Below are 17,222 nucleotides of genomic sequence, written 5' to 3'. Positions count from 1 at the left end.
CGCCATGCCGGACAGCCCTCTGGACCAGATCAAGGCCCATGCCGACCCGGACCGGGCCGCCCAGATGGCGGCCTATCACAAGGTCGATCGCCCCTATCTTGGTGTACCGAACCCGGTGCTGAATGATCTGACCAAAAGCTGGCGGCAGCAGATGGACGTGGACGCCCGTGTCGCGCTGGCCGATCAGCTGTGGCAGACCAACATCCACGAGGCGCGGCTGGCCGCCGCCAAGCTGCTGACGCAGGCGCGCATCCGCCCCGATCAGGCGGTTTGGGACCTGCTGCAAAGCTGGCTGTCCGATTTCGACGCTTGGGCGGTGGCCGACCATGCCAGCATGGCCATGCAAAAGCGCCTGTGGGCCGATCCGTCGCGGCTGGATCAGGTCGAAGGCTGGACGACCTCGGATCACATGTGGGCCCGACGCGCGGCACTGGTCGCCACCCTGCCCTGGACCAAGCAAAACCACCCCAAGCCCGAGGACCTACAGCGCCGCGACCGCATCCTGGGTTGGGCCGCCAAGTATGTCCCCGATCGCGACTGGTTCATCCAGAAGGCGGTGGCCTGGTGGCTGCGCGACCTGTCCAAACACGATCCCAATCGGGTCCGGGCGTTTCTGGTCACGTACGGTGACGCGATGAAGCCCTTTGCCCGCAAAGAGGCTGGCAAGTACCTGAAAGATCAATTGGAATAAACGTCCAGTTCGACCAGTTCGTCAAACGGCACCAGCAGCGCACGCATCGCCTCAACCGACAGGCGGCTGCCGCCCGAGGGTGCTGGCACAAGGGTGATGTAAGCCTGCGCGCCCGTCTTGGGTACGACCACCCGGCCATTGATCTCAGTTTCGACCAACGGCGTTTCAAGCCAGCGTCCGGGCTTGTTCGGATCGCCCAGTCCGGCAATCGTTGTCTTGGCACCGGCCCATCCGGTGTTCACAGCCGCAACAGGCGTTGCTGCCACCTCTTCGGTGGCAGCGGCGGTTTCTGTCGCCTGCGCGGGTTCTGCATCCGGCGCGCGATCACGGCCTTGCCGCACCGCATCACAGCCGGTCAGAAACGCAGGAAGAAGGACAAACAGGTATCGCATGCGACCAGCCTACCCCTGCCCGCGCCCGCGTTCCACCCCTCAAGCGCAGTTCTGACTTGTCGCAAGGCACGGTGCGCTTTACCTATTGGGCATGACTGCTCCGTTGATCGACCCGTTTGCCCGCGCAATCACCTATCTCCGCGTCTCCGTCACGGACCGCTGCGATTTCCGCTGTGTCTACTGCATGTCTGAAAACATGACCTTTCTGCCCAAGAAAGAGCTGCTGACGCTGGAAGAACTGGACCGGATGTGTTCGACCTTCATTCGACTGGGCGTGGAAAAGCTGCGGATCACCGGGGGCGAGCCGCTTGTGCGCCGTGGGATCATGGGGTTCTTCGACTCGATGACCCGGCATCTGGACAGCGGCGCACTGAAAGAGCTGACGCTGACCACCAATGGCTCGCAACTCGCCCGGTTCGCCGACGACCTGTATGCCTCCGGGGTGCGGCGGGTGAATGTCTCGCTCGACACGCTGGACGAGGACAAATTCGCCCAGATCACCCGTTGGGGTCGCTTGAAACAGGTCCTGGGCGGGATCGATGCCGCGCAGAAGGCCGGGTTGCGCGTCAAGATCAACGCAGTGGCCCTGAAAGGGTTCAACGAGGACGAACTCCCCAAGATCACCCGCTGGTGCGCCGAGCGCGACATGGACCTGACCTGGATCGAGGTCATGCCCATGGGTGACATCGGCAACGAGGACCGGCTGGACCAGTACTGGTCGCTGAAAGACGTGCGGGCCGAGTACGAAAACCACTATACTGTCACCGATCTGGCCGAGCGCACGGGCGGACCGGCGCGCTATGTCCGGTTGGAGGAAACCGGGCAGAAGATCGGCTTCATCACGCCGCTCAGCCATAATTTCTGTGAAAGTTGCAACCGGGTACGCCTGACCTGCACGGGCGAGTTGTACATGTGCCTGGGGCAAGAGGACATGGCCGACTTGCGCGCCCCTCTGCGCGACCACCCCAACAGTGAAGAGCCACTGGAACAGGCGATCCGCGCGGCGATTACCCTCAAGCCTAAGGGCCATGATTTCGACTATTCCCGCCAGAAGATCGATGGCCAGATGAGCCGTCACATGAGCCACACGGGCGGCTGACATGGCAGACCAGTCGGGGCAACCCACGACGCTGTACCGTATGTACTGCGCGTTGACGTCCATCGCCATGCCATTGGCCTGGCGCACCGTTCGCGCCAAGCTGCAGACGGCGGGTGTTTCCGAGGTCCGTCAGCGCGAGCGGCTGGGCCATGCGAGCCAGCCCCGCCCCGACGGTCGGCTGATCTGGTTCCATGCGGCAAGCGTGGGCGAGAGCCTGTCGGTTCTGAGCCTGATCAAGCGCATCAGTGAACGGATCGAGGATGCGCAGTTCCTGATCACCTCTGGCACCCCGACCTCGGCGGCGCTGGTGGAAAAACGTCTACCACCGCGCACCCGCCACCAATACCCCCCGCTGGACAGCGCCGGACCGGTGGCGCGGTTTCTGGATCACTGGCGGCCCGATGCCGGCGTCTTCGTCGAAAGCGAGATCTGGCCACGACTGATCGTCGAGACCGCCCAGCGTGGAACGCCTCTGGCCCTGCTGAACGCGCGCCTGTCCGAGAAATCGGTGGCCGGGTGGAAGAAGCGCCCCGACACCGCCCGCTTTGTCCTGAGCCAGTTCCGCCTGTTCCTGACGCAAAACGACCGCACGGCCGCAAACCTGATCGCCATGGGCGCACCCGCCGATCTGGTGCAGCCCGGAACCAACCTCAAGGCCATGTCCGATCCGCTGCCGGCGGATCAGGATACGCTGACGAAGATCCGCGCGCAGATCGGCGCGCGGCCGGTCTGGATCGCCAGCTCGACCCATGCGGGCGAGGAGGAGACCGTTCTGGCCGCCCATGCCGAATTGCTGAACCGCTGGCCCGACCTGCTGCTGCTGCTGATCCCCCGCCACCCGGAACGGCGGGACGAGGTCTGCGCCCTGATTGATGCCACGGGTCAAAGCCATGCTCTGCGCAGCGCCGGGCAGCCGATCACCGACGACACGCAGGTCTATGTGGCCGACACGCTGGGCGAAACCGGAACGTGGTACGCGTTGTGCCCGATCGTGTTTTTGGGCGGGTCGCTGAAAGAGATCGGCGGCCACAACCCGTTCGAGCCGGCTCAGGCTGGCGCTGCGGTGATCACCGGGCCGGGTTACTACAATTTCGCCGAGACATTTGCCCCGCTGGTGGACAGCGGCGGCGCGGTCGAAGTCGCTTCGGCACCCGAGTTGGCCAAGGCGGTCGAGCTTTGGCTGTCGGACAGATCGGCGCTGGCAGCGGCGCAAGCGGCGGCGCAAACCTGCGTGAACACCCAGAAATCGGCGCTGGATTCGGTTGTGGATACGCTATGCGACAAGCTGGGTTTGGAGGACGCAGGCCGCTGACCGCAAGCGGCAGCGGGGACCTGCGCCCCCGCCACGGTATCAGGCTGCGGGCATCCGCTGTTCGACGATCTCGGCCCACCAGCTGCACCCGGCAGGGATCGCCTCGTCGTTGAAGTTGTATTCCGGGTGGTGAACCATCGCCGTGTCGCCATTGCCGACCAGGATATAGGCACCGGGACGCTCTTCCAGCATGTAGGCGAAGTCTTCGCCGCCCATGACCAAAGGTGCCTCCTCGCAGGTCCCCGAGACCGAGCGGGCGACCTCGGCGGCGAACTCGGTCTGCTCATCGCTGTTGATCATGACCGGATAGCCCCGGATATAGTTGACATCGGCAGTACCGCCGAATGTCGCGGCGACGCCCGAGCAGATTTCGTTGATGCGCTGCTCAGCAAGGTCCCGCATCTCTTTGCTCATCGTGCGCACGGTGCCCTTGATCTGCACTTTCTGCGGAATCACGTTGAACGCCTTCGACGAAGTCTCGAACGAGGTGACCGAAACAACGACCTGATCGATCGGATCGGCATTGCGCGACGCGATGGTCTGCAACGCCAGAACGGCCTGCGCAGTCATGACAGTGGTGTCCACGGTTTCATGCGGTTTGGCGGCATGACCTCCGCGACCTTCGAACGTGATATCGAACTGGTCAGTCGCCGCGAAGAACGCGCCCGGCCGGATCGAGAAGCTGCCCACAGGCTTACCAGGCCAATTGTGCATCCCGTAGACTTCCTGAATGCCCCAACGCTCCATCAGGTTGTCTTCGCACATCTCGCGGCCGCCGCCGCCGCCCTCCTCGGCGGGTTGGAAGATCACAACGACGGTTCCGTCGAAATTGCGCGTTTCGGACAGGTATTTGGCCGCCCCCAGCAGCATGGCGGTGTGGCCGTCATGGCCGCAGGCATGCATCGCACCCGGCGTTTTCGAAGCATAGTCCAAACCCGTCGCCTCGTGGATCGGCAAAGCGTCCATATCCGCCCGCAATCCGATCACCTTCCCCTTGGTGTCGGCCTTGCCCTTGATCACCCCGACAACTCCGGTGCGGCCAATCCCCGTGACCACCTCGTCGCAGCCGAATTCTTTCAGCTTTTCCGCAACCAGCGCACTGGTGCGATGCGTATCGAACAGAATTTCAGGATTCTCGTGAATATCACGCCGCCAGGCGGTGATTTCATCCTGCAATTCGGCAAAGCGGTTCTTCACTGGCATCTTCGTCTTCTCTCCTTAAAAAATCTCAGGCCACCGGCATCCGGCGTTCGACCATCTCTGCAAACCACGAGCATCCGATCGGAATGATCTCGTCATTGAAATCGTATTCGGGGTGGTGAAGCCCGGCGCTGTCGCCATTTCCCAAGACTATGAAGGCCCCGGGACGTTCCTGCAACATGAACGAGAAGTCTTCGCCCCCCATCACCATCGGTGCCTCGGCACAGCTGCCACCGACGGCAATTGCCGCGGATTCTGCATATCCGGTCTGCTCTTCCGCGTTGATCGTGACCGGAACGCCGCGCGAGTAGGTCACCGTGGCGGTGCCACCCATGGTCGCCGCGACACCTTGCACAACTTCATTCAGTCTCAGTTCGATCAGGTCGCGCACCTCGTTCGAATGGGTGCGGACAGTGCCGCGCAGCCGGGCCGATTGCGGGATCACGTTGAACGCATTCGACGAAGTCTCGACCGCAGTGACCGACAGAACGGCCTGCAAGATCGGGTCGGCGTTACGCGAAACTATGGTCTGCAGGGCCACGATCAGTTGCGACAGCATGACCGTAGTATCCACGGTTTCCTGCGGCTTGGCGGCATGACCGCCGCGGCCTTCAAGATGGATGTCGAACTCGTCCGCCGCCGCCAGCAGAGGCCCGGAGCGAATGGCAAACTGCCCGGTCGGCAGGCCCGGCACGTTGTGCATCGCATAGACTTCCTGGATGCCGAAGCGGTCCATCAAACCGTCCTGGCACATGGCTTCAGCACCGTTGCCGCCTTCTTCGGCCGGTTGAAAGATCACGATCGCGGTCCCATCGAAGTTTCGGGTCTCGGCCAGATATTTGGCGGCGCCCAGAACCATCGCAGTGTGACCGTCATGGCCACAGGCATGCATGGCGCCCGCAGTCTTGGAGGCATATTCCGCTCCCGTCTGCTCCTGCATTGGCAGCGCATCCATATCGGCCCGCAGACCAATCACCCGGCCTTGGGTGTCGGTCCTGCCCTTGATCACGCCGACTACCCCGGTCCGGCCAATTCCGGTCACGACATCGTCGCAACCGAACTCTTTCAGTTTTTCCGCAACCAATGCGCTGGTCCGATGGGTATCGTAGAGAATTTCGGGGTGTTGATGTATGTCGCGCCGCCAACCGGTGATTTCGGGGTGCATTTCGGCAAAACGGTTCTTGATCGGCATGACTGTCTTTCCTGTTTCAGGCGATGGGCATTCGTCGTTCGACAAGCTCGGCGAACCAGCTGCATCCGGCAGGAATGGCCTGGTCGTCGAAATTGTATTCGGGATGGTGGCACATGGCCGTGTCGCCGTTCCCCAAGAAGATGTAGGCTCCGGGCCGTTCTTCAAGCATGTAGGCGAAGTCTTCCGACGGCATGATCGGATCCGTTGCGTCATTGACCTTGCCGGCCACCGCCTCGGCGGCTTCGGCGGCGAAGGCCGTTTCCGCTTCGGAATTCACCGTCACCGGGTAGCCGGGCGTCCAGGTCACGCGGGCTTTGGCGCCAAAAGCCGAGGCTGTGTCTTCGGCGATCCGGCGCACGCGCTCCTCGGCGATGCCACGGTATTCCGGGTCCAGTGTGCGAACCGTGCCCTGCAGCCGGACTGTGTGCGCAATCACGTTCGAGGCGACGCTGTCAGTTTCAAACGTCCCCACCGTCAGCACCACCCGTCGGATTGGATCGACGGTGCGGGATACAACCGATTGCAGCGCAACCACGATATGCGATGCCACCAAGGTTGTGTCGATGGCTTCATGCGGTGCGGCGGCGTGGCCACCTTTGCCGGTCACGACAATCTCGAACTCGTCCGACGACGCCAGCAGCGCGCCGGGCCGGATTGCGAACTCTCCGACAGGCAGGCCGGGCATGTTGTGCAAGCCGTAGACTTCCTGAATGCCCCAGCGATCCATAAGCCCATCGCGGCACATGGCCAGACCGCCGGCCCCGCCTTCTTCGGCCGGTTGAAAGATCAGAACCACCGTTCCGTCGAAATTGCGCGTCTCGGCAAGGTATTGCGCAGCGCCGAGCAAGATCGACGTGTGCCCGTCATGCCCGCAGGCATGCATCTTGCCCGGCACGGTCGAGGCATAGTCCAGTCCGGTCGCCTCGTTGATCGGCAAGGCATCCATGTCGGCCCGCAACCCGATCACCCGCCCCTGCGTGTCCGTCCGCCCTCGGATCACGGCCACGACACCGGTTTTACCTATCCCCGGCGTGATTTCATCGATACCGAACGCCTTGAGTCGGTCGACAACGAAGCCGGCGGTTTCATGCACGTCGTACATCAACTCGGGATGCGCATGCAGGTGCCGCCGCCACTTGGTGATCTCGGCGTGCATTTCGGCAAGTCTGTTTTTGACCGGCATGTTCAACTCTCCGAGCTTCTGACTGAAATCCTGAGTTTCCAGTGCCTCTTTTGGGTCACGCCGCCAGTTTGTAGACCAGACGCTGCATGAAGTCATGGCCGGCGTTGAACTGAGCGATCGTGATGTATTCGTTCGGCTGGTGCGCCTGGGCGATATCTCCGGGCCCACAGATCACGGCTGAGTAACCGGCTTCCTGAAACTGACCGGCTTCGGTGCCATAGCTGACGACATGGGTAGCGTTGTCGCCCGTAAGGGCACGCACCAGCGTCTCAGCTTCGCCATCGGTTTCCGGGACCAAAGCCGGAACGGCAAAGCTGGCCTTCACCTCGATATGGGCGTCCGGATGCACTTGCTGCATCTTCCTTTCCGCCACTCTTACCTGTTCCAGATAGGCTTCTTTCCAAGCTGATGCCTGCTCGCCGGGGACGACCCGGAAATCCATCATGAAACGGCAATCCTTGGCCGTTATGTTGTGCGCAGTGCCGCCCTTGATCATGCCCACGTGACAGGTTGTCCAAGGAGGATCAAAGACTGCCGCGATATCGCTGGGGTCCGCCGCCATGTTGATGTCGTTCTGCGCATTTGCCCAGTCGATCAGCGGCGCGGCATACATTATCGCATTGACACCGGTATGCATGATCGAACTGTGCACCTCGTATCCAACCACGTGGGTATCAAAGCCGAAGCCGCCCTTGTGGCCGGTGACGGCCTGCATCATCGACGGCTCGCCCACCACCACGGCCGAGCCCTTGGGCAGAACCTCCTGCATGGCGACGATCATGGGCGGCGCACCGGTGCAGCCGACCTCCTCGTCAAAACTCAGCGCCAATTGCAGCGGGCGCTTGACGTCGGCGTATTGCGCCTCGACCAGCGCCCAGATGGCGAGGGCGTCAAAGCCCTTCATGTCACAGGTACCACGTCCGAAATACTTGCCGTCCCGTTCGGTCACGACAAACGGGTCGCTGTCCCAGGGTTGTCCGTCCACCGGCACCACATCCGTGTGACCGGAAAGCACGACCGCGCCTTCCTCCCAGGGGCCGACATGGGCAAACAGGGCCGCCTTGTGCGGCTGGTCCGGATCCGGCCATCGGTGGGCGCGGATACCGTGGCCGTTCAGGTAGTCTTCGACCCAGTCGATCAGCGGCAGGTTGCTGTCGCGGCTGACGGTGGGAAACGAGATCAGCTTGGTCATGATCTCAAGCGGAGTCAGGCGCTGTGGCATATGGGTCAGTAACCGCTGTCGGTCGTCAGAATGAAGTGACCCGGCTCGACCTCGCGGTATTCCGAAGGTGCAGGCTCATAGCCGATTGGGTGAATTGGAGACGGGATCGGTTTGAAATTCAAATCTTTTTCCGACTTGCGCTGATTGGGATCCGCGATCGGAACCGCCTTCATCAATGCCTGCGTATAGGGGTGCTGCGGGTTCTCAAAAACACGCGCCCGTGGGCCCAGTTCGACGATCCGGCCCAGATACATCACACCCACGTGGTGGCTGACCCGCTCAACCACGGCCATGTCGTGGCTGATAAACAGATAGCTCAGGCCAAGTTCGGACTGCAATTCCATCATCAGGTTCAGAACCTGCGCCTGAACGGAAACGTCCAACGCGGAAACGGCTTCGTCCGCGATGATCAGTTTCGGGTTCAGGGCCAGCGCCCGGGCAATCGCAATTCGCTGCCGTTGCCCACCCGACATTTCGTGCGGGAATCGACGCATGAAGCTGCGTGGCAGGTGCACCTTGTCGAACAGCTGTGCGACCCGGTCCTGCAATTCCGACCCCGACGCCACGCCATAGTTGCGCATCGGCTCGGCCACCTGATCAACCAACTGCATCTGCGGGTTCAGCGATGCGAATGGGTCCTGAAAGATCATCTGCATGTCCAGGCGGGCCTTGCGCAGGCCCTTCTGGTCCAGCTTCATGATGTCCATGCCATCAAGACTGATTTCACCCGCCATGGGCTCGATCAACCGCAGGATCGAGCGTCCGGCCGAAGATTTTCCACAACCCGACTCGCCGACGAGGCTCAGCGTCTGCCCTTTGTTCAGGGTGAACGAGACGTCTTCGACCGCGTGCACATTCGAAATGGTGCGGCGCAGGATCCCGCCTTTTACCGGGAACCGCGTGGTCAGGTTCCGGACTGACAGCAATACATCCTCGGTTCCGGGAATCGGGGCGATTTTCTGTCCTTCGACACCCAGCAACTTCATCGGCTCGGGGGCGGATTTTCCGCGCATCTCACCCAGCTTGGGCACCGCAGCCAGCAGAGCCTTGGTGTAGTCATGCTGGGGATCCTCGAAAATCTCGGTGACGGTGCCCTCTTCGACCTTGTTGCCGCGGTACATGACGACGACCCTGTCGGCCATCTGGGCGACCACGGCCATGTCATGGGTGATGAACATGACCGCCGTGCCGGTTTCGCGCTTCAGCCGGTCCATCAAGGCCAGGATCTCGGCCTGGATCGTCACGTCCAGCGCCGTGGTGGGTTCATCGGCGATCAGCAGGCGCGGCTCGCAGGCCATGGCCATGGCGATCACAACCCGCTGGCGCATCCCGCCCGACAATTCGTGCGGATACTGCTTGAGCCGCCGCTCGGGTTCGGGGATGCGGACCTGTTTCAGCAATTCCAAGGCGCGTGCTTCGGCCTGGGACTTGGACATATCCTTGTGAATCCGCAGCCCTTCGGTCAGCTGTCGCCCGACCGTGAAAACAGGGTTCAGCGCAGTCATCGGTTCCTGAAAGATCATCCCGATTTCGTTGCCGCGAATCTGCTTCATGAGGTCCTGATCGGCCTTGGCCAGATCCAGTTCGGTCCCGTCGTTGCGGTCGAAAATCAACTGTCCGCCGGCGATTTCACCCCCGCCGAATTCAACAAGGCGCATCAATGACAACGAAGATACGGACTTGCCCGATCCCGATTCGCCCACGATGCAGACGGTTTCGCCCGGACGGACCTCGAACGAGACATCCTCGACCCCGACGACGGGCCCATCCTTGGTTTGGAATTCGACCCGAAGTTCCCTGATCTGGGCGATAGGCTGATCCAGCACGCGAGCGCTCCCCTTGGCTGCATGAGTGTTTTGATTGCCGAACGCTAAGGCGGGCTGACAGGAAAAGTCAAACGCATTGCCAGTTTCGCTGCGGCAAGGCTTGCAATTTCTGCAAACTCTGTTTCGATACCCCGCGTAACCGTGCCGAGAAATTGGGCGTAGTGCGCAGACATTTGCGCAATTGTCTTTTGTTTCAGTGGCTTGAGCCCGGCACGGCAACGCCAAATCCGCAGGCCTTGCGGAGAAAATCGAGACACGAATGTGTCCAACAAGGAGTGTATGATGAAAATCAAAACCCTTTTGCTTGGTGCGATTGCAAGCACGGCGATGGCCCCGATGGCCATGGCCGAGCGCGGATCGGACGGCAACGTCAGCATCATCTATTGGCAAGCACCCTCGATCCTGAACCCGTTTCTGTCGGGCGGCACCAAAGACGTCGAAGCGGCCTCGCTGGTGATCGAACCTCTGGCCCGCTACGACCAGGACGGCAACATGGTGCCGTATCTGGCAGCCGAAATCCCGACCGTCGAAAACGGCGGCGTGAGCGAGGACCTCACCTCGATCACGTGGAAGATCGCCCCGGGGATCACCTGGTCGGATGGCACGCCGTTCACCTCGGCCGACGTGAAATTCACCGCCGATTACTGCATGGACCCCGAAGGGGGCTGTGCGCAGGTGACCAAGTTCGAAGGCGTCACCAGCGTCGAAGCTGTGGATGATCTGACCGTCAAGGTCACTTTCGACAAGCCGACCCCGTTCCCCTATGGTCCGTTCGTCGGCGGCGAAAGCCCGATCATTCAGGCCGCTCAGTTCGCGGACTGCATGGGCGCGAAAGCTCCGGAATGCACCGAGCAGAACTTCAACCCGATCGGCACCGGCCCGTTTATCGTCACCGAGTTCAAGCCGAACGATGTGATCACCTTCAAGGCCAACGACAACTATCGTGACCCGGCGAAACCGGCCTTCGCAACCGTGACCTTCAAGGGCGGCGGCGATGCGACTGCGGCCGGTCGCGCCGTGATGGAAACCGGCGAGTTCGACTATGCCTGGAACCTGCAGCTGGCGCCCGAAGTTATCGCGCAGATGCAAGAAGGCGGCAAAGGCACTCCGGTGGCAGGCTTTGGCCCGCTGGTCGAGCGCATCATGCTGAACCAGACCAACCCGTCGCCCGAACTGCCGGAAGGCGAGCGTTCGACGGCCAAGCACCCGCACCCGTTCCTGAAGGATCCGGCGGTCTACAAGGCTATGTCGATGGCAATCGACCGCCCGCTGCTGGTTGAGATCGGCTATGGCCAGGCGGGTAAAGTGACCTGCAACTGGGTGCCGGCTCCGGCTGCGTTCAACTCGACCTCGATGACCTGCGACACGCAGGATATCGAAGGCGCCAAGAAACTGCTGGATGATGCCGGCATCGTCGACACCGACGGCGACGGCGTCCGCGAGAAGGATGGCGTTCCGCTGAAGATCGTCTATCAGACCTCGACCAACGCCGTCCGTCAGGACTTCCAAGCGCTGATCAAGGAATGGTGGAGCCAGATCGGCATCGAAACCGAACTGCGCAACATCAACGCCTCGGTCTTCTTCGGTGGTGACCCGGGCTCGCCCGACACGTTCCAGAAGTTCTATGCTGACGTCGAGATGTACGCCAACACCTTCAACGGCACCGACCCGCAAAGCTATCTGGGCAACGGCCTGTGCGACAAGGCACCGCGTCCCGAGACCCAGTGGCAGGGTGAGAACATCAGCCGATTCTGCAACGAAGAGTTCGACAAGCTGCATGCCCAACTGGCGCAGACCGCCGGTCTGGAGCAGCGCGCCGAAATCGCGAAGCAGCTGAACGACATCATGGTTCAGAACGGCGGCATGATCCCGCTGGTCCACCGTGGTCGTCTGTCGGCCCACGCAAACACTCTGGGCGGTGTCGTCCTGAACGTGTGGGACAGCGAACTGTGGAACATCGCTGACTGGTACCGCAAGACCGGTTCCTAAGCGCTAGCCTTGCACAGCCGCGTCCCGATCTGTATCGGGGCGCGGACTTTCGCAAGTTCCACCAACAAGAAGACGCATATAAAGGCGCCTCTTAATGCTCAACTTCACCATTCGACGACTGATCCTGGCCGTTCCGACGCTGTTGTTCATCAGTCTCGTCATCTTCCTGTTGCTCGAGCTCGCCCCCGGCGACCCGATGGCACAGGTTCCGCTTACCGTTCCGCCTGAAGTCAAAGAGAAGATGCGCGAGGCGCTTGGCCTCGGCCAGCCTATGCATGTCCGGTTCTGGAAATGGATCGTGCAGTTCTTCTGGATCGAACCGCAGGTTTTGGTCGACCACATCTTTGGCACCACCTTTTCCGAAGGTGACCTGCGTGTGATTTCGTGGCAGACCCGCTCGCCCGTCATGGACATCGTCGTTCAGCGTATCCCGCAGACCCTGTGGGTTGTAGGCACCGCCTATGTGGTCGCCATCCTGATCGCCCTGCCCATTGGCATCTATTCGGCCTATCGCCAGTATTCCTGGTTCGACCAGATGGGCACCTTCGTGTCGATGGTCGGCTTCTCGGTTCCGCCGTTCTTCTCGGGGGTGCTGGTGATCGTGATCTTCTCGGTCCAGTTGGGCTGGTTCCCGTCGATCTATGACACGACGCATGTGGTCAATGACTGGGACAGCTTCGTCATTCAGCTGAAACAGATGATCATGCCCGTGATGGTACTGGCGCTGCAGATTACCGCGCAGCTCAGCCGGTTCATGCGCGCTTCGATGCTGGACAACCTCAACCAGGATTACGTCCGTACCGCCCGCGCCAAGGGCCTGAGCGAATACACCGTCGTCATGGTACATGTCCTGCGCAACTCGATGATCCCGGTGGTTACCGTGATCGCTCTGGGTATTCCGGCGATCTTTGGTGGCGCGATCATCACCGAGCAGGTGTTCAAGGTGAACGGCATCGGCCAGCTGCTGATCGGCGCCATTCAGGCCAATGACTTGCCGATGGTGCAGACGCTGACCTTCATCTTTGCCGTGTTGATCGTCCTGTTCAACCTGATCGCGGACGTTCTTTACGGCATTCTGGACCCGAGGATCCGCTATGACTGATCACAATCAATCAGACACGCTGGTCCCTGATGAGGGCCTGGCGCCGGCCTCGACGGCCTTGCCGACTGCCGATGTAATGGAAGAACTGACCACCCCGCCCCGCAGCCAGTGGCGCGACGTGTGGGACCAGTTCAAGACCCACAAGGGCGCCATGATCGGCGCGATGCTGTTCATCTTCATCGTCGCGGCCGTCTACCTTGGCCCGTTCCTGTGGACCATCGACCCGACCCAGATCGACATCCGTGCCCGCAACCAGGGGCCCAGCTGGGCCCATCCGTTCGGCACCGATCAGCTGGGCCGGGACATCATGGCGCGAATGATGTCTGGGGGGCAGACCTCGGTATCGGTCGGCATCACCGCGATGCTGCTGGCGCTGTTCCTGGGGTCGTTCATCGGCGTGGTTGCCGGGTTCTTCAAACGGCTGGACGGGCCGCTGATGCGCCTGACCGACCTGTTCCTGGCCCTGCCGCTGCTGCCGCTGCTGCTGGTGATGATGCTGCTGTTCCGCGAACCTCTATCCGCTGCGTTCGGGCTCGAGCGTGGGATCTTCATCCTGATCGTCTGCGCCATCGGCATCACCTCGTGGATGCCCACGGCGCGGATCGTGCGTGGCGACGTTCTGGCGATCAAGGAACGCGAGTTCGTTCTGGCCGCCCGCTCGATCGGCACCAGCAACACGCAGATCATCACACGGCACATCCTGCCCAACGTGCTGTCGCCGATCATGGTGTCGGCCACGCTGGGCATCGCCACGGCGATCATCACGGAAAGCGCGCTGTCCTTCCTGGGGCTGGGCTTCCCGCCTGACTTCCCCACCTGGGGCCGGCTACTGTTCGATGGCGTCGACTATCTGCAGCAATACCCCGAGCGTGTGTTCTGGCCCGGTCTGGCGATCTCGCTGACCGTTCTCAGCGTGAACTACCTGGGCGACGGCCTGCGCGATGCGCTCGATCCGCGTATCCGCGGACGCTGATCCAAAGTCAGTCGGCGCGCCTGAGCGCGCCGGCCAACACCACGATCACCACCGCCAGCGGCAGCAGGACGGCAAAGGCCAGCCGCAGTGACAGGATCCCCGCCAGAAGCCCGATAAGCGGCGGACCGATCAGCAGACCTCCGTACCCCAAAGTGGCGACACTGGCGATGGCCTGCCCCGGTGGGACATGCGGATCATTCGCCGCCCGGCTGAAGGCCAGCGGCATGATCACCGCATAGCCCACGCCCATCATCGCGAATCCAGCCAGCGCCCCGATCGCGCCGCCGGCCGATACCACCAGGAATACGCCGACGGCCGCGCAGGCTCCGCTGACCCGGGCCACCGGCACCGGGCCGAACCGGGCGATCACGAGGCCCCCCAGCAGACGCACCGCGACCATGGCCACCGAAAAGACGGCATAGCCCAAGGCCGCAACGCTTTCAGCCACACCCGTGACATCCCGCAGGAAGATGGCGCTCCAATCGGCCACCGCTCCCTCGCCCAACGCGCCGCACATCGCGGTAAGCCCGACCAAAACCAGAACGCCGCTGGGCAAGGCAAAGATCGCGTTGCCGTCGGACTGCACCCGCCGCGACGTCCATCGGACCCAGGACAGGGCAAGCGCCAGCGCGACGGTTGCCCCGCCGGCCAGCAGGAAATGCGGCAACACGTCAAGCTGCAGCTGAACCGCGCCATAGCCGCTGAGCGCACCCAACCCGGCACCAAGGCTCCACATCGCGTGGAACGAGGACATCACCGGTTTGGCATAGGCCTGCTCGACCTCGGCGGCCCAGGCGTTCATGGCCACATCCATCGAGCCGTGGAAGGCCCCGAAGATGAACAGGAACGCAGCCAGCATGGCGAAGCTGTCGGCGGCCGCAAGAAGGATCAGTGAGGCCGTGTACAGGACCGCGATCACCCGCGTCACGGTCACCGCGCCGAACCTGTCGGTCAGGCGTCCGGTGACTGGAAAGGAACACACCGCCCCGGCCGCCATGAACAGCAGGCCATAGCCCAGTTCCTCGTGGCTCAGCCCCAGACGGTCACGGACGGCCGGAATGCGCGAGGCCCAGATCCCGAACAGGGCGCCGTTCAGGATGAACATGGCGGCCACGGCCCGCCAGGCTGAAACCAATCCGATCATGAAACCTGCCCTGCCTGCGAAATATCTGCCTCGCAGCAATACAGGCCGCGCGCCGGTTGGCAAGCCGCGCTATTCCAGCTTGCGGCGGATGCGGCGCACGGCCAGCCAGACAAGCGCCACTACAGGCAGCGTCACGCCTGCGGTCAGCATCCCCTTGCTGATCCCCGCATTGGTCAACGGGTACAGCAGGTAGCTGACCAGAGACACCGCATAATAGCTGATGGCGACCACCGACAGACCTTCGACCGTGTGCTGCAGGCGCAAGGCCAGATCCGCCCGGCGGTCCATGCTCTCCAACAATGCCTGGTTCTGCGCGCTGCGTTCGACATCGACGCGCGTTCGCAGCAGGTCGCCGGCGCGAATGGCCCGGTCCGAAAGCGCCTGCAGCCGCCGTTCGGTCGCTTTGACCGTGCGCATTGCCGGGTCATAGCGGCGCATCATGAAATCGGCGAATGTCTGACGCCCGTGGAAGCGATCCTCGCGCAGCGCCTCGATCCGCTGGTGCACGATGGCCTCATAGGCCCCCGTCGCGGCAAAGCGAAAGGCCGAACGCGCCGACAGCGTCTCGAGCTCGGTCGAGGTGGCCAGCAATTGCGGCAGCAGATCGTCGGGATGGGTCGTGTCCTTGGTCATCTCGCCCATCAACTGGGTCAGTTGTCGGTCCAACTCGCCGATCTGGGGCATCAGGGCCTTGACCCGGGCAAAGCCCAACATGGACATCGCCTTGTAGGTCTCGATCTCGCACAGGCGCTGGATGATCCGGCCGGTGCGCCTGCGCCCGGTCCCCTCGGACACGAACAGGGCAAACCGCATGTGGCCTGCCGGGTCGATGCGAAAATCGCTGGCGCAGATCGCCGAGTCGTCCAGCACCCGCGACACCGCCAGGCTTTCCGGCTCGAACCAATCTGCCAGCGCGGCTTGCGTGGCCCCGTCATCCGGGCGCGGCACCACCCGCAGCATGATTGAGGTCACGCGCTGGCCTGGACTGGTCATCAACCAGTCGGGGGGGAATACTTCGAAATCGGCGGGGTTGAACGCGCGTTCGCTGACATTCTGAGTGATGGCCGTATAGGTCACGAACTCCGTGTGATGCTCCCACTTCAACCAATGCCGCCCGATCTGCCCGGCATAATGGGTAGCATCGGGCTGCGGATGCTGTGCCCCGTGGCGGTCCAACAGGTCGATCAGGTGGGCCATATCTTCGGCTCGGTCGCGGGCCACCGCGGCGACCGGCTTTTTGATCGCAAGGAAGACAACCGTGCACGGCGCCTGCGCCACGGGGAACGGCCGAGCGTGCAATTCATTGGCCAACGCATAGCGCAGCGGATGATCCTCGATTGGCGTCATGAACGGCTCCTTGTGTTCCGGGCACTATACGACACCGGGGGATTTCATCAATTCTCTTTTTATTTCATATACTTAGGTGGATACCGCGGTATACAAGCCAGCTATCTCATTGATTTGGCTGCCAGAGCTCGATGGGATTGCCCTCGGGGTCGTGCAAGCGGGCGAATTTTCCGATCTCGCTGTTCCATTCGTCACGGGTCTCCACCTCGATTCCAGCCGCACGCAGCTGGTCGACCATGGCCGCCAGATCGTCGACGCGGAAGTTGATCATCCATTGCTGAGCCGCATCGCCGAAATAGTCCGTATCTGCGGCGAAAGGGGCAAACACGGTGTAGCCTTCGCGCTGCTTCCACGGAACCGGGTCATAGTGTTTGACGCCCAGATGGGTCTCGTACCATTGCGACAGAGCCTTCGGATCGCGGGCGCGAAAGAACACGCCGCCGATGCCGTTTACCTTATGCATGGAACACCTCCTGCCGATTGGGGTTGATACGGCATCATACCCTGAACCGAAAAAAGGCGCCCGCGAAGGGCGCCTTTTCCAAGGATA

General features: G+C 62.1%; 15 protein-coding genes. 6 read left to right on the top strand and 9 right to left on the bottom strand.

Annotated features, from left to right (window positions below; all coding sequences use genetic code 11):
* Window positions 1-4: 4 nt before the first annotated feature.
* Window positions 5-691: a DNA alkylation repair protein gene (locus ACR0EF_RS02640; protein WP_170371504.1), complete on the top strand. Its 687-nt coding sequence runs from the start codon at window positions 5-7 to the stop codon at window positions 689-691.
* Here ACR0EF_RS02640 and ACR0EF_RS02635 read toward each other — a convergent pair.
* Window positions 679-1,083: a hypothetical protein gene (locus ACR0EF_RS02635; RefSeq protein ID WP_170369340.1), complete on the bottom strand. Its 405-nt coding sequence runs from the start codon at window positions 1,081-1,083 to the stop codon at window positions 679-681. The two genes, ACR0EF_RS02640 and ACR0EF_RS02635, sit on opposite strands and share 13 nt — an antisense overlap.
* 91 nt (window positions 1,084-1,174) lie before the next feature.
* Here ACR0EF_RS02635 and moaA point away from each other — a divergent pair, with 91 nt between their 5' ends.
* The gene (gene moaA / locus ACR0EF_RS02630; RefSeq protein ID WP_170369342.1) at window positions 1,175-2,182 is read left to right on the top strand and encodes a GTP 3',8-cyclase MoaA; all 1,008 of its coding nucleotides are present in this window, start codon (window positions 1,175-1,177) and stop codon (window positions 2,180-2,182) included.
* Window position 2,183: 1 nt separating this feature from the next.
* Complete coding sequence (locus ACR0EF_RS02625; RefSeq protein ID WP_170371506.1) at window positions 2,184-3,494, top strand: 3-deoxy-D-manno-octulosonic acid transferase; 1,311 nt, start codon at window positions 2,184-2,186, stop codon at window positions 3,492-3,494.
* 39 nt (window positions 3,495-3,533) lie between these two features.
* Here the strand turns inward: ACR0EF_RS02625 and ACR0EF_RS02620 are convergent, their stop codons facing one another.
* From ACR0EF_RS02620 to ACR0EF_RS02600, 5 genes are read right to left on the bottom strand one after another with little or no spacing between them, the layout of a single operon-like run.
* Entirely contained in the window at window positions 3,534-4,697 is a 1,164-nt protein-coding gene (locus ACR0EF_RS02620; protein ID WP_170340971.1) for a M20 aminoacylase family protein, read from the bottom strand.
* A gap of 25 nt (window positions 4,698-4,722) precedes the next feature.
* On the bottom strand, window positions 4,723-5,886 hold the full coding sequence (locus ACR0EF_RS02615) for a M20 aminoacylase family protein (protein ID WP_170340969.1): 1,164 nt from the start codon (window positions 5,884-5,886) through the stop codon (window positions 4,723-4,725).
* A gap of 16 nt (window positions 5,887-5,902) precedes the next feature.
* Window positions 5,903-7,069, bottom strand: a complete 1,167-nt coding sequence (locus ACR0EF_RS02610; protein ID WP_170371508.1) for a M20 aminoacylase family protein — start codon at window positions 7,067-7,069, stop codon at window positions 5,903-5,905.
* A gap of 55 nt (window positions 7,070-7,124) precedes the next feature.
* Window positions 7,125-8,291: an acetylornithine deacetylase gene (gene argE, locus ACR0EF_RS02605; RefSeq protein ID WP_170371509.1), complete on the bottom strand. Its 1,167-nt coding sequence runs from the start codon at window positions 8,289-8,291 to the stop codon at window positions 7,125-7,127.
* Window positions 8,292-8,296: 5 nt separating this feature from the next.
* Window positions 8,297-10,117, bottom strand: coding sequence for an ABC transporter ATP-binding protein (locus ACR0EF_RS02600; RefSeq protein ID WP_170369350.1), 1,821 nt, complete (start codon window positions 10,115-10,117; stop codon window positions 8,297-8,299).
* A 282-nt stretch (window positions 10,118-10,399) separates the two neighbouring features.
* Here ACR0EF_RS02600 and ACR0EF_RS02595 point away from each other — a divergent pair, with 282 nt between their 5' ends.
* From ACR0EF_RS02595 to ACR0EF_RS02585, 3 genes are all read left to right on the top strand, one after another.
* Window positions 10,400-12,106, top strand: a complete 1,707-nt coding sequence (locus tag ACR0EF_RS02595; protein WP_170369352.1) for a peptide ABC transporter substrate-binding protein — start codon at window positions 10,400-10,402, stop codon at window positions 12,104-12,106.
* A gap of 94 nt (window positions 12,107-12,200) precedes the next feature.
* Entirely contained in the window at window positions 12,201-13,208 is a 1,008-nt protein-coding gene (locus ACR0EF_RS02590) for an ABC transporter permease (RefSeq protein ID WP_170340961.1), read from the top strand.
* On the top strand, window positions 13,201-14,181 hold the full coding sequence (locus ACR0EF_RS02585) for an ABC transporter permease (protein ID WP_093964881.1): 981 nt from the start codon (window positions 13,201-13,203) through the stop codon (window positions 14,179-14,181). The genes ACR0EF_RS02590 and ACR0EF_RS02585 overlap by 8 nt, the downstream gene beginning before the upstream one ends.
* A 7-nt stretch (window positions 14,182-14,188) precedes the next feature.
* Here the strand turns inward: ACR0EF_RS02585 and ACR0EF_RS02580 are convergent, their stop codons facing one another.
* The 3 genes from ACR0EF_RS02580 to ACR0EF_RS02570 all read right to left on the bottom strand — a co-directional run bounded on the left by ACR0EF_RS02580 (window position 14,189) and on the right by ACR0EF_RS02570 (window position 17,135).
* On the bottom strand, window positions 14,189-15,325 hold the full coding sequence (locus tag ACR0EF_RS02580) for an MFS transporter (RefSeq protein ID WP_170364526.1): 1,137 nt from the start codon (window positions 15,323-15,325) through the stop codon (window positions 14,189-14,191).
* Between the two features lie 69 nt (window positions 15,326-15,394).
* A complete protein-coding gene (locus ACR0EF_RS02575; RefSeq protein ID WP_170369356.1) occupies window positions 15,395-16,672 on the bottom strand; it encodes a DUF3422 family protein in 1,278 nt (425 codons plus the stop codon).
* A gap of 106 nt (window positions 16,673-16,778) precedes the next feature.
* The gene (locus ACR0EF_RS02570; RefSeq protein ID WP_170369359.1) at window positions 16,779-17,135 is read right to left on the bottom strand and encodes a VOC family protein; all 357 of its coding nucleotides are present in this window, start codon (window positions 17,133-17,135) and stop codon (window positions 16,779-16,781) included.
* Window positions 17,136-17,222 lie beyond the last annotated feature (87 nt).

The sequence above is a fragment of the Ruegeria sp. CG8 genome (assembly GCF_056537165.1).
Note: the sequence above shows the minus strand (reverse complement) of the source record. Positions and strands in the feature narration are given on the sequence as shown.

Excerpts from the sequence above, each read along its gene's own strand:
- ACR0EF_RS02590 (WP_170340961.1), top strand. The coding sequence starts at position 12,201 with ATGCTCAACTTCACCATTCGACGACTGATCCTGGCCGTTCCGACGCTG.
- ACR0EF_RS02595 (WP_170369352.1), top strand. The coding sequence starts at position 10,400 with ATGAAAATCAAAACCCTTTTGCTTGGTGCGATTGCAAGCACGGCGATG.
- ACR0EF_RS02575 (WP_170369356.1), bottom strand. The coding sequence starts at position 16,672 with ATGACGCCAATCGAGGATCATCCGCTGCGCTATGCGTTGGCCAATGAA.
- argE (WP_170371509.1), bottom strand. The coding sequence starts at position 8,291 with ATGCCACAGCGCCTGACTCCGCTTGAGATCATGACCAAGCTGATCTCG.
- moaA (WP_170369342.1), top strand. The coding sequence starts at position 1,175 with ATGACTGCTCCGTTGATCGACCCGTTTGCCCGCGCAATCACCTATCTC.
- ACR0EF_RS02635 (WP_170369340.1), bottom strand. The coding sequence starts at position 1,083 with ATGCGATACCTGTTTGTCCTTCTTCCTGCGTTTCTGACCGGCTGTGAT.
- ACR0EF_RS02615 (WP_170340969.1), bottom strand. The coding sequence starts at position 5,886 with ATGCCGATCAAGAACCGTTTTGCCGAAATGCACCCCGAAATCACCGGT.
- ACR0EF_RS02585 (WP_093964881.1), top strand. The coding sequence starts at position 13,201 with ATGACTGATCACAATCAATCAGACACGCTGGTCCCTGATGAGGGCCTG.
- ACR0EF_RS02625 (WP_170371506.1), top strand. The coding sequence starts at position 2,184 with ATGGCAGACCAGTCGGGGCAACCCACGACGCTGTACCGTATGTACTGC.
- ACR0EF_RS02570 (WP_170369359.1), bottom strand. The coding sequence starts at position 17,135 with ATGCATAAGGTAAACGGCATCGGCGGCGTGTTCTTTCGCGCCCGCGAT.
- ACR0EF_RS02580 (WP_170364526.1), bottom strand. The coding sequence starts at position 15,325 with ATGATCGGATTGGTTTCAGCCTGGCGGGCCGTGGCCGCCATGTTCATC.
- ACR0EF_RS02640 (WP_170371504.1), top strand. The coding sequence starts at position 5 with ATGCCGGACAGCCCTCTGGACCAGATCAAGGCCCATGCCGACCCGGAC.
- ACR0EF_RS02610 (WP_170371508.1), bottom strand. The coding sequence starts at position 7,069 with ATGCCGGTCAAAAACAGACTTGCCGAAATGCACGCCGAGATCACCAAG.
- ACR0EF_RS02620 (WP_170340971.1), bottom strand. The coding sequence starts at position 4,697 with ATGCCAGTGAAGAACCGCTTTGCCGAATTGCAGGATGAAATCACCGCC.